Here is a 12757-nt window from a genome sequence, read left to right on the forward strand (position 1 = left end):
TTGGAAGCGGATTTTCAAAAAAAAGACGTAGCACTGGTGCTACGTCTTTTTTTTTGAAAACAGAAAAATTATTGTGAAACTACGATTACGGGAGCCACTTGTTCCGGGTCATTATCGGCCGACGCTTTCTTCTGTTTGAGGGCTTTCTTGGCTGCTTTTTTCAGCGTTACGTCGTACAAATCCGTCCGACGATCTTTCAGGACCTGCACCGATCCGTGTTCGTGTAATTCTTTTAACAAACTCAGATCAACGTCGGCGATCAGCACCATTTCGGTATTGGTGGTGGCTTCAGCTTTTACCGCGTTGGTTGGAAACTGAAAATCCGAGGGCGTGAATACCGCCGACTGAGCGTAGTTGATGTCCATGTTCTGCACCCTCGGCAAGTTGCCGACACAGCCCGAAATGGCTACGTAGCACTCGTTCTCGATGGCCCGCGCCTGAGCGCAGTGCCGCACCCGCGAGTAGCCATTTTGCGTATCGGTCAGGAAGGGTACGAACAAAATCTGCATCCCCTGTTGCGCCAGAATCCGACTCAATTCGGGGAATTCTACGTCGTAGCAAATCAGCATACCAATCTTGCCACAATCGGTATCGAACGCCCGAATTTCGTTGCCACCCACCATACCGTAGTGTCTCACCTCGTTTGGCGTAATGTGAATCTTGCGGTATTCTTCGTAAGAGCCATCGCGTCGGCAGAGGTAGGCTACGTTATAAAGTTTACCATCTTCATCTACGAGCGGCATGCTTCCCCCCACAATATTTACGTTGTAGGCAATGGCTAATTCGCACAGCTTCTCCCGTACGGGCACGGTGAAGTCAGCTAGTTTTCGAATGGCGACCGGCTCGGGCAGGTCGTTAAAATCAGCCATCAGGGGCGTATTGAAAAACTCGGGCAAGACCATGAAATCGGCCCGGTAGTCACTGACGGCGTTGACGAAAAATTCGACCTGTTCCAGAAAGGCATTCAGATTTTTGAACAGACGCATCTGCCACTGAATGACCCCCAGTCGGATAATAGAGTCAGTATGTGGTTTTTTGTCTTTTTCCGCAACGTAGTAGATGTTGATCCACTCCAGCAACGTAGCGAATTCTTTCGACTCCGAGTCACCAGGTAAATAGCCACGTAACACCTTGCGGACGTGGAAGTCGTTGGAGAGCTGGAAGGTTAGTGTCGGGTCGTAAATTTCCTTCTGCTTTACCTTGGCGATATATTCGCGGGGCGTCAGTTCGTCAGCGAATTTGTTGTAATTCGGAATACGCCCTCCGGCCAGAATACCTTTCAGATTCAGCTGCTCGCAGAGTTCCTTCCGGGCATCGTAGAGTCGCCGACCGAGTCGCAGATCTCTATAGTCGGGGTGCACGAACACCTCGATCCCGTAGAGATAGTCGCCCTCGTCGTTATGCGTCTTAAAGGTATACCCGCCTGTGATTTCGTAATACGTATGGTTATCACCAAAGTTGTCGTATTTCACGCGGATCGCCAGGGCACTGGCCACCACCTTGCCATCAACTTCAACGCAAAACTGGCCTTCCGGGAAAATGTGGAGCAGTTTTGTTATTGAGCTTTTCGGCCAGTAGTCGCCCCCAATGCCGCTGTATACTTCGATCATGGTCTCTTTCAGATCATGATAGTCTTCTTTCTGTAATGTTCTCGTTTGTATATGCATAGTTGTCAGAACCGGGATTTTTATGATTTTATTGACTGACTATGATTTTATTTTCGCTGTGATAGTGCTTTCGGAGAAAGCTTACTAATAAAATCACAGTCAGTCAATAAAATCATAAAAATCCCGGTTCAGAATTTTCTCCATCTCTACTACCATCTCGTCTGTGAAGTCGTGGTGCGTAACGAAACGCACTAAATGTTTGCCGAACGAGATGCTACGAATACCCTTAGTCGCTAATTTTTCAACGTAATCGGCGGCTAATATGGTTTCGGGTAGTCTGAAAATGACGATGTTCGTGTCAATTGGAAGAATTTCTTCAACTTCAGGCAGATGTTCGAGCATGGCGCCAATTTTGCGGGCGCGCGAATGGTCCTGTTTCAGGCGATCGACGTGGTGGTCAAGGGCATAAATGCCGGCGGCTGCCAGAAAACCGGCTTGCCGCCAGCCGCCCCCCATCAGTTTACGAAACCGACGGGCCTGCCGGATAAAATCGGCTTTACCGAGTAGGAGCGACCCTACCGGGCAACCCAGTCCTTTGGATAAACAGATGCTGATCGAGTCGAAAAGTTGCCCGTATGCCCCGGTCGGCTCCCCCGTTTCGACCAGTGCGTTGAATAATCGGGCACCATCCAGATGAAGAATTAGCCCATTTTCCTCACAAACCTTTTTAATAGCCGCAATTTCGGGTACGGTATAATAACAGCCTCCTCCTTTATTAACCGTGTTTTCGAGCACAACCAGTCTGGATATGGGTTTGTGCGGGTCGGCCGGACTGTAGATGTAGTCGCGGATGAGGCTGGGCGTAAGTTTGCCCCGTTCGCCATGCGCCAGACTCACCGACGCCAGCGCGTTGACCGAAATTCCACCGCCTTCATATTGGTAAACGTGCGAGAGGTAGTCGCAGATGACATCATCGCCAGGGCGGGTGTGGGTCCGAATGGCGAGTTGGTTGGTCATGGTACCCGAAGCGCAAAAGAGGGCGGCTTCCATCCCAAATAACGAAGCGGCTTTGGCTTCCAGGGCATTGACTGTGGGGTCATCGCCCAGTACGTCGTCGCCGAGCTGGGCGGAGAACATAGCCTCGCGCATGGCGGGCGTGGGTTGCGTAACGGTGTCGCTGCGAAGATCGATAAGCATAAGTAATTCGGCTGGTTCGTCGTCGACAACGAACCGTTGGTTATGTGTTTGTCCAGGTTGTAGAAAAATGGCAAGTTAGCGACATTCAGGAGCATCTTAACGTAACAGGCTCAAGTTCCTGATTCGTCAGAATAGGTAAATAGGGGTGTGGCTTTATACACGCTGTGTAAATAGTCAAAAACAATGGTAACCTTGTATGTATTATATAGGCATGTAATTTTGAGCAACCTTTTCGGTCAAGTCCGTCTCAACTGGGTAAACTGAAACATAGCTCAGTGGTAACCTTCACTATTCCGTACACTTATGACTAAAACGCTCTGGATTTTTCTCCTTCTGCTCTGGATGGGCGGCTCTACCTGGTGGCATGTCTGCAAAATAAAGCAGCTGTGTGCCGATGATCTGCGACCGACGGAAATACGATCCACCGATACGCCTTTATTTACGACGCCACCCGGCGCCGACGTGTTCACCATTGCCGATGGCAACAAATTCCGACTTGAACTTCCGGGTAATTTCAGCTTTGCCACGTCGGATGCCAACGCCAATATGAATACCCTGGGTGGTTCGCTGGAAACATTGATCTCGTATCTGAAAGATAACCCGGAGCGAACGATTCAGGTAATTGGGTACTATGCACCGGCCGAAACGAATGAAAGCTCGTTCGACAATCTGGGACTTGCCCGCGCAGAAGGAATCAAGCAATATTTGGTGCAACAGGGCATTCCGGCTGCGTCGATAACCACAAAAGGCGTGGAGCGGAATCTGCCATTCACAACAAAAGGCGACTCGCTGAAAGGGGGCATTGACTTTGCTTTCGGCGGGGCTGGATCGACGGAGAGTTCTTCGCCTACTTCCGGGTTAGTGGTGATGGACGAGCCAACATCAGAAAAAGAACTGGCAGAAGGACAGAAATATACGTCGGTATTCGAGCCAATTGATTTGTATTTTCCGCTGGGTGAAGCCAACTACATAAAGACACCGGATACAAAAAAATTCTTTGATGAAGCGGCTAAATTCCTGGCTGCCAACAAAGATAAAAAGCTTATCCTGACCGGGCATACCGATAACTCTGGCCCTGAAGATGCAAATATGCGACTCTCAAAAAATCGCGCGAACGAAGTGAAATCGAAACTGCGCAAGTCAGGTATTGAGTCAGACCAGATTGAGGTTATCGCCAGGGGTGAATCCGAACCCAAAGCCGATAATAAAACTCTTTCGGGACGTAAAGCCAATCGGCGCGTAACGGTGGTCGTCAAATAATAAGTCTAAACGTTTGGTTAACACGCTGATTCAAATTAACCGTAAACCTAAAATCATAAACCATTCTCATCCATGTTTGAACTCAATCCTCTCAACGTAGCCGGTGCTCAAATGCAGCATATTATTATGCTGGTCGTGGCTGGTGTGTTGGGCTTTATAATTGGTTACGTTTCGCGCAAGCAAACGATCCGCCAGCTCGAAAGCACGTTGCTGAATACCGAACGAGCTGTCGTTGACTGTTACCGGGCTACGGCGGCCGTGGTCAACAAAGAGGACGAGGAAACGATTGTACTGAACCGAATTCGGGCCCGCGCCAGCGACGTTAATTATTCGCGAATTGGAACGGCGACGTTGGCTGAAGCCGACGATCTGAAACAGATTGTTGGGATCGGGCCATTTCTGGAGCGGAAACTGCATGCGATTGATATCTATACGTTCCGGCAGATTGCCAATTTTACGGAGGAAGATATTGAGCAGGTAAACGACATCATCGAGTTTTTCCCCGGACGTATTCAACGCGACAACTGGGTTCGACAAGCTACTGAGTTAGTTAAAAAGAAATAAGTTTTCAAGTGTCAGGGCCAGTCATGACGCTGACACTAATTATCCTTAAACGATATCCTGTTATGTTTGGATTAGATCCATTGAGTCGGCCGGTTGCCATTGCCGAAATTCTGATATTATTGGCCTTTGTTGCTTTTATTGGCTGGTTATTGGGCCGCTTGATGCTGGCTGGCCGTATCACTACGTTGCAGTTGGCCATTGATGACAAAAAAGCCGAACTCGATAAATGCCGTAGTGAAAAAGCGGCCGGTTTTGTTGGCGTGAAAACAACCGAACCCGTAGCGTTTCAGCCTGTCTATCCGTACGAAGCGCCTGAGCCTGCAGCGGATGTTGAGGTACCACAATTATTTGTTTCTGCCGATCCGTTGTTGCCCGCCTATTCGCACGAGGATACGCCTGCGCCAATCGTCAATGATGAGCTTGCCGCTGAGATAATGGACGCATCTGCTACAGAAGCGGATGAAACGCCAGCGCCTGTTACGTATCCACGGGAAGACTCTGAGCCAGAAACGAGTCTGGAAGCCCCTCATCTGTTCGTTTCAGCCGATCCGTTGCTGCCGATTTATTCGTATGATGACACCCCTTCGCCTTTGGTCGATGACGACCTTGCCGGCGAAATCAATGATGCGTCAGCCCCCGTAGTGGTTGAAAAACTGTCACTGGTTGGGTCCGCGTTTGAGTTTCCCACGGAGGACGAATCAGACGCGGTTGCACCGGCACCCATTGTAGAGGATCGCGAAACTATTGTGTTGAACCGCATCAAAGCCCGCGTTTCAGAGATCAACTTCGATCGGATTGGTCGGGCTACGGCTGCTCAGGCCGATGATCTGAAAGATATTGTTGGCGTAGGGCCGTTTCTGGAGCGCAAACTTCATGCGCTGGGCATTTATACCTTCCGGCAGGTTGCCAACTTCACGAAAGAAGATATTGAGAAGATCAATGAAATCATTGAGTTCTTGCCCGGACGTATTGAGGGCGATAACTGGGTTGGTCAGGCGAAAGCGTTCTATGAGCGCAAATATGGCGCAACGAGCTGAAGGTTATAGGTTTGGGCGTTCGTGAAAACGTTTCTACGGGCAAATCTTTGACAAAGTTTTAGAGGCTGTTTTGGGTTAGAGGTGTTGAGGCTGGTTACAATTCGGTTCGAGCGTTATTTGGTCTCCGACCGGCATTCTTGCTGTTTCACGCCGGTCGGAGACCGGATAACACACCGACGAAGTAAAAAACTTCGCCGAACTATCTCCTAAAAAGCTATCTTAAACAGCTTGTAAAGCTTACAAACACAAGAAATCCCCGCCAGATCGCTGGCGGGGATTTCTTGTGTAAGACGGTAGATAAGGCTTTCGAGAAAGCGATTAATGTAGCGAACTGAAATTATCCGTGAGTATGTCTTTCCAGCGGCCTGATTCGGCAAATTGCTTTATTGTTTGATTTCGTTCAGTGAGAAAACGGGTCATATAGGCTTCTAAAAATAGCTTATTAACCCATGCACCAATCAAACCCAGTGGAGACGTAAATTGAAAAATATCACGCATTAGCGTCAACTTATCATTGTCAACCTGGGGCTCAAAATAGTGTTCATGACGCATTGATTTAAAGGCACCTTTGAGCATTTCATCGCAGAAATAGTAAGGGGCACTCGCTTCCGTAATTTTTGAGGTTAAGGTTTGCCAGATACCGAAATGTTTTGCTTTCCACGTAACCGTTTCGCCCAGCTTCATAACCCCCTGAGTCACTCCACCAATAATATGTTCACCTGTCTGTTTTGTTGAAATTTTGTGAAGATCAACACTCAGGGCCAACGCATAACATACCTCTACCGGGGCCTCAATGTAGGTTTCGAGTTCAATGACTGACATTGACTGTTATTTTGACACCATTACTGCTACTTCCTTCGGCTGGTATTTGTACCAATATTCAATCAAATCAGCCACCAGACCTGTCCAGCCGGTTTGGTGATTGGCGCCGAGGCCCATGCCGTTGTCGCCGTTGAAATATTCATAGAACAGATACAACCCCTGAAAATGGGGATCATCCTGCATTTTCCGGTCCTGACCATAAGCCGCAACCTGCCCATTCGCATCGCGTTTGAAGATGTTGATGAGTCGTTGGGCTACTAATACTGTAGCGTCTTTCACGCTCATGATCTGCCCGGAATTGGTTGGGTATTCGACCTCAAAATCATCGCCATAGTACTGATAGAACTTCAGTAGCGAGTCAATGAGCAGAAAATTAACCGGAAACCAGATTGGCCCGCGCCAGTTCGAGTTACCACCGAACATGCTCATTTCAGACTCGGCCGCTACGTAGCGTACCTGGAAAATTTCGCTGTTCAGTTCAAACTGATACGGCATTTTTTCGTGGTACTTCGACAAAGCCCGAATGCCGTAGTCAGACAGAAACTCCGTTTCATCGAACATGCGTTTCAGGATCATTTTCATCCGGTGACCCCGTAGCAAACTCAGCAGGTGGGTTTCGCCTTTACCCGGCTCGTGCCAGCGAGATACCAGCGAGGCCAGGTCGGGCCGGTTCGTAAGCACCCACTCGACCCGACGTTTGAAATCGGGCAGTTTTGATAATAAGGCTTCGTCCAGAATCTCGACGGCGAAGAGCGGAATCAATCCCACCATCGACCGGATTTTCAGCAGCCGGGCGTTGTTGTCAGGCATATGCAGGACATCGTAATAGAACTGGTCCACCTCGTCCCACAGGCTGATATTCTGGCGACCAAGGTTGTTCATGGCCGACGCGATGTGCAGGAAATGCTCGAAAAACTTACTGGCCATATCCTGATAGCTAGGCCGTGTCAGCGAAATCTCACAGGCAATACGTAGCATGTTGAGCGTGTACATCGCCATCCAGCCCGTGCCGTCGGCCTGTTCAATGCGTCCACCCATCGGCAACGGCTGCGACCGGTCGAACACCCCAATATTATCCAGGCCAAGGAAACCTCCCCCGAAAATGTTGTTGCCCGATACGTCCTTACGGTTTACCCACCACGTAAAGTTGAGCAGCAGTTTGTGGAATACCCGCTCCAGGAAGTTTACATCGCCAACGCCATTTGCTTCTCTGTCAATCTCATACACTTTCCAGGTGGCCCAAGCATGAACAGGCGGGTTCACGTCGCCAAAATTCCATTCGTAAGCGGGAATCTGACCATTTGGGTGCATGTAGTATTCGCGCAGAATAACCGCCAGCTGCCGCTTCGCAAAATGCGGATCAAGCCGGGCAAGGGTCAGGGTATGGAACGCCAGATCCCAGGCCGCAAACCAGGGATATTCCCATTTATCGGGCATCGACAGGATGTTGGCCGTGTACATATGCCGCCAGTTTTCATTGCGGGCATACACGCGTCCCTGGAACGGAACGGGCATTTTTGGGTCACCCTTAAGCCATTCGTTGACGTTATAATAATAAAACTGCTTGTTCCAGAGCATGCCTGCGTAGGCCTGCCGCTGAATGGCCAGCAATTCGGGATCGGTTACATTTTTCTGGAGATCAGCGTAAAAGGCATCGGCTTCACTCAGGCGTTTGTTCCAGATCTCGTCGAAGTCGGCAAAGGGCTGAGCCATCGTCGTCTGGTCACTGAATCGCAACCGAATGCTGACACTCTCACCCGCCGGTACTTTCCGGGTGTACTGCGCCGAGGCCTTCGTGCCAATCTGGTTGGGGTTAATAAAGGTCTTTTTACCACCCGACATGATGAAATTATTGATGCCATCTTTCGGGTATTTCGCTACGTTAGGGCGGCCATAGAGCCGTTCCGTATTCGTATCGTTGTCGCAGAAGAGTAAGGCATCAGCGTTCTCGCAGTAGAGCTTGTACTTGCCTAACTGCTTGTGATTTACCTCAATCTGATTATTGGCAATGCCGTTCAGCATGGGTCGGGCATTGTACTGCTCGTAACCCCACGACCACGTATTGCGGAACCAGATCGTTGGCAGCATGGTTAGGGGAGCCGTCTTGTTCGACCGGTTATGCGCCGTAATCGTCACCAGCCAGTCATTCAGACCGGCTTTAGCGTATTCGATAAAAATGTCGAAATATTCGTCTTTTTCGAAAATACCGGTGTCCGTCAACTCAAATTCCGGCGTCTGCCGATCCCGGCGCATCGTTTCAATGACCAGTCGATTATACGGAAATTCCTGCTGCGGGTATTTATACAGCATTTTCATGTAGGAGTGAGTTGGGGTGCTGTCCAGGTAGTAATACAGCTCCTTAACGTCCTCGCCATGATTGCCTTCTGGCCCGGTAAGGCCAAAAAGTCGTTCCTTTAGGATGTTGTCTTTGTGATTCCAAAATGCCAGCGCAAAGCAAATGTGGCCTTTGTTGTCTGAAATGCCGCCGATGCCTTCTTCGCCCCAGCGGTAAGCACGGGAGCGGGCCATATCGTGCGTTACGAAATTCCATGCATCACCATACGGGCTATAGTCCTCACGGACGGTACCCCAGGCGCGTTCCGAGAGATAAGGTCCCCATTTTTTCCAGCCTTTGTTATCGGCTCGTTCGTAAATGCGTTCGCGTTCGACTGTTGGCATATAGTTCAGAAATTTCTATTCTGTAGTACGGTGGTACTAATTCTCATTGTGTAAAATAGACACCAAAGATAGTATGCATGCTGAGTATTCTGGAAAAACCTGCTTGTAATTCCTATGATTTACTATGTATTAGTTAACTGTAGAAAAATAGGCAGCTATTGCTGTTTATTTTAGCGTGATAAGTGATATAATAGATCTATTTGGTAACTTTATGGTTTTAATGCTATTAATTTATTAGACTTAAAAAACATTAAGTTGTCACATTTAAATTGATTGAACAGGCCTTTTTTTTATCAACCAGTTGAATGATTTCACTCTTTTTCCCGGATTCAAACGGTATCTGATTGGAATCAGTTTGATACAAACGGGAATTCTCTGGCTTTAAACCATTGACCATCCTGGCTCTTCACCTGCTTTTAAACTATCTATTTGTGTAATCGTTTGAATAAATTTTTCGGGAAATTACCTACGTAGCATACTGTCAGCCTGAATCGCGAATGGGTAGCCTATAGATACTTCCCCGCCAAAAAGGTTTGTCGCCGGTTGGTTGATGGCGAAAACTGATCAGGTCCATAAGACCTGATCAGTTTAAAAAGATCGTCTATTTTTTTACGGCGGCCAATACGCGCTTAATCAATTCATTCGGGCTGCCGTTGTGCCATCGCCAGACGATGACAATATCGTGTTCGGGGTCAATCCAGATCGTGTTCGAGCCCGCTCCAATTGCGGCATAACTGGTAGAAGGCGCATCCGGCCAGGCTTTTTTGCCCGTTGAACTTGTGCCCGTATTCAGCCACCAGAGGTACCCGTAGTCCGGACCGTACTGGCTGGGTGTCGTGGCCTGTTTCACCCAGTTAGACGAAACAATCTGCCGATCGTCCCAACGGCCCTGACGAAGAAACAGATAACCGAAACGGGCTTCATCGCGCGTGTTGATGCGGAGTCCTCCGCCCCAGCGGGTACCCCCACTTACGGACGGCATTTTTTTGCCGTCAACGTCGGCAACGGCGTTTGGGTACGTAACGTACTGCCACGTATCGGATGCACCGATGGGGTTCATGATTTCGTCGCGTACTACGTCGGGGATGGGTTTCTTCCAGAGTCGTAACAGTGATAGCGCCATTCGGTTGATACGCACGTCGTTATATTCATAATACGTGCCGGGTTTCTGTAAGGTACGGGGCTTCCGTTCGCCTTTTCCGAAGGCTTCTTTCCCCACAAAGTCGCTGTTTTTGCCCCATAATTCACCTTCCCATTCGCTGGCTTGCTGAAGATGGTTTTCCCACGTAATGGATTGATTCTGTGGTGAATCATACCCGCCATCGTGGATCAGCTTCGCTACCGGATCGTGAACGTCGGGAATCAGTCCACGCTCGATCGTAATGCCCGTTACGGTCGATAATACACTTTTAGCGACGCTGTAAGTTGGATCAGGTCGTTTGGTATCTCCCCATTCAGCCACAATATAGCCGTGACGTAGCACAATACCGTTCGTAGCCGCCCGGCTGGTTGGCATGGGGCCGAGAAGCTTACCAAATATTTCTTCCTGCGTCGAAAAATCGGGGGCCATCTGGGTAGTTTCCTGCGTTTTGGCAAAGGCTACGGCCTGGTCGAGCAAAGCCGCATCCATGCCCGCTTTTTCGGGAGCTAGGTGCGCCCAGTTGTCGCCTTTTGGGGGGAAATAAGTTGTTGATTTTGCTGTTGGCCGCTGGCAGTTGATCAGCGGTGCCAGTACCAGAATGCAGAGAATGTGTTTTCGTAGGAGAAATTGAGGCATAAGTTGATGAGTAAACGTACGACAACCCGAAGGTATGACATTCACAGAAAGATATTGACTCATTCGCCACCATATTCATGACTTTTCATCCGGTACATTAAGTCGTGGCTACTGTAAATTGAGTAAATCTAAGGATTGGGAAATACGTGCAGATTGGCTTGATTGGGGGCCTCGGTCAGTCTAAAAATCAATTTTTAACGAAACATTAACGCTTTTTTTATCTCTTTTCGGGCTGTTTTCTGTTAGGTAAATAGGTAGCCAAACAGGCCGGGTACGCTGAGTAGTAAGCAATCAATTTTTAGTATATCTACTCTAGTTGTTGACCTGCGATTGCTCGGTAGTACGAACCATCTTTTTGAGAAAGTCAATTAAGTTAGTAACCATGAAAGCGTTCATCCACTTCATTCCTGCCAAAACATTGCTGCTCGCAGCGGGACTTTTGACCGCAGGATGGCAACCCACAGTTGCCCAGAATACAGGAGCCGAACAGCAGCCAGTATCCAGTAATGACCAGACGATCGTGTCGGCCATTGCTCCTTACCGCGACGACGTTCGCCGTTCTATTTTATTAGCTAGCCAACAACCACAGGTATTGACCAGCCTGGCCCAACAACGGGCCTCCAGTCAGCAGGCGTTTACTACGTTGATTCAATCCTATGGACAACAGAAACAGGGCTGGTTTTATGACCTGTCGCGTTACCCTGACGTACTGCACGAACTGGCTACGTTGCCCGTGGGTTCAAATGAATCTTCGGTGAAAAACCTGACCAAAAACATGCCTGCCGATTTGCAGACTTCTGCCTGGAAAATCTATCGGCATCACCACGATGACCTGGTGCAGATCGATAACCTGAACCAGCAGGCGCAGCAAACATTCGACTCGCTCATCAGCCCGCTGGACGTACCAACGCAGAATGCCTTTCGGCAATTGATCGACATGCCCGATGTGTTGACCCAGTTAACCGATCAGATCGATAAAACGACCCAATTGGGACAGGCTTACGCGGCCAACCCCGACCAGGTAACCAAGGGATTGACGGCCCTGCACGACAGCCTGACGGTTCAGAATCAACAGGAACTGGCTGATTACCAGAATGAACTGAATAACGATCCGCAGGCGAAGCAGGAATTGCAGCAAGCTGGCCAGGCCTACGCGCAGGCGAATGGCTATAACACCGGCATCAACCCCAACCCGGCCTGGGTCAACACTGGGTACTATTATCAGAATCCGTATCCGTTCTGGTTTGGGTATCCTTACTGGTATACATCGGCCATGTGGTATCCATCGGCCTGGTGGTACGGTACCGGGTTCTACTACGGGCTGGGGGGTAATATGGTTCTGTTCGGGTTGCCGGGGATGGGATTCTCGAACTGGTTTTTTGGGCCGGGCCGTGGTGTATATCCGCACCTGTACAACCGGTTCAATAATTACTATACCCGTACCCTTGCGGAGCGTCGTATCTGGACGCCGGTAAACGCTGGTTTCATGACATCCGCCCGGCAGGCATTTGGTCCGGCCACGGGGGCAGGTCGTGGTAACTGGTTAACGAATGCCCGCCAGTACAGCCGACCAAACAACTGGTCGAACATGACTACAACCCATAGTGCCCCATCGGCTCGTTATCAGAACTTTAACGCGGGTGGCTACCACACCCAATCCTGGGGTGGCGGACGCTCATTCGGGGGCGGCAGTTTCCATAGTGGCGGCTTCGGTGGCGGTGGCTTCCACGGTGGCGGCAGACGATAACTAATTGCTTTTAACCCCTAAACCGCATCGGCGGACCGCCCCTGAAGAGGACTTCGCTCACAAGTTG

At 49.5% G+C, this 12757-nt stretch carries 9 protein-coding genes; 4 read left to right on the forward strand and 5 right to left on the reverse strand.

The genetic code is table 11. The features are described from left to right. Positions 1 to 68: 68 nt before the first annotated feature. Both ACYVEA_RS19535 and ACYVEA_RS19540 read right to left on the reverse strand, forming a co-directional pair. Positions 69 to 1667, reverse strand: coding sequence for a GNAT family N-acetyltransferase (locus tag ACYVEA_RS19535; RefSeq protein WP_461115118.1), 1599 nt, complete (start codon positions 1665 to 1667; stop codon positions 69 to 71). A 99-nt stretch (positions 1668 to 1766) separates the two neighbouring features. Beyond that, positions 1767 to 2804 carry a threonine aldolase family protein gene (locus tag ACYVEA_RS19540; RefSeq protein ID WP_461115119.1) on the reverse strand — a complete coding sequence of 346 codons (1038 nt, stop codon included), beginning with the start codon at positions 2802 to 2804 and terminating at the stop codon, positions 1767 to 1769. A gap of 303 nt (positions 2805 to 3107) precedes the next feature. Here ACYVEA_RS19540 and ACYVEA_RS19545 point away from each other — a divergent pair, with 303 nt between their 5' ends. From ACYVEA_RS19545 to ACYVEA_RS19555, 3 genes are all read left to right on the forward strand, one after another. Then, entirely contained in the window at positions 3108 to 4064 is a 957-nt protein-coding gene (locus ACYVEA_RS19545) for an OmpA family protein (RefSeq protein WP_461115120.1), read from the forward strand. A 72-nt stretch (positions 4065 to 4136) separates the two neighbouring features. Further along, a complete protein-coding gene (locus ACYVEA_RS19550) occupies positions 4137 to 4628 on the forward strand; it encodes a hypothetical protein (protein ID WP_461115121.1) in 492 nt (163 codons plus the stop codon). Between the two features lie 62 nt (positions 4629 to 4690). Continuing rightward, entirely contained in the window at positions 4691 to 5665 is a 975-nt protein-coding gene (locus tag ACYVEA_RS19555; protein WP_461115122.1) for a hypothetical protein, read from the forward strand. A 318-nt stretch (positions 5666 to 5983) separates the two neighbouring features. Here the strand turns inward: ACYVEA_RS19555 and ACYVEA_RS19560 are convergent, their stop codons facing one another. The 3 genes from ACYVEA_RS19560 to ACYVEA_RS19570 all read right to left on the reverse strand — a co-directional run bounded on the left by ACYVEA_RS19560 (position 5984) and on the right by ACYVEA_RS19570 (position 10943). Further along, positions 5984 to 6487 (reverse strand): SRPBCC family protein, encoded by a 504-nt coding sequence (locus tag ACYVEA_RS19560; RefSeq protein ID WP_461115123.1) that lies wholly within the window; start codon positions 6485 to 6487, stop codon positions 5984 to 5986. 6 nt (positions 6488 to 6493) lie between these two features. Then, on the reverse strand, positions 6494 to 9166 hold the full coding sequence (locus ACYVEA_RS19565; protein ID WP_461115124.1) for an MGH1-like glycoside hydrolase domain-containing protein: 2673 nt from the start codon (positions 9164 to 9166) through the stop codon (positions 6494 to 6496). 601 nt (positions 9167 to 9767) lie between these two features. Next, the gene (locus ACYVEA_RS19570; protein WP_461115125.1) at positions 9768 to 10943 is read right to left on the reverse strand and encodes a serine hydrolase domain-containing protein; all 1176 of its coding nucleotides are present in this window, start codon (positions 10941 to 10943) and stop codon (positions 9768 to 9770) included. Between the two features lie 382 nt (positions 10944 to 11325). On the opposite strand from ACYVEA_RS19570, the gene ACYVEA_RS19575 reads away from it, so the two are divergent. Then, positions 11326 to 12690 (forward strand): hypothetical protein, encoded by a 1365-nt coding sequence (locus ACYVEA_RS19575; protein WP_461115126.1) that lies wholly within the window; start codon positions 11326 to 11328, stop codon positions 12688 to 12690. The last annotated feature ends 67 nt before the right edge of the window (positions 12691 to 12757 follow it).

Source organism: Spirosoma jeollabukense (assembly GCF_054777855.1).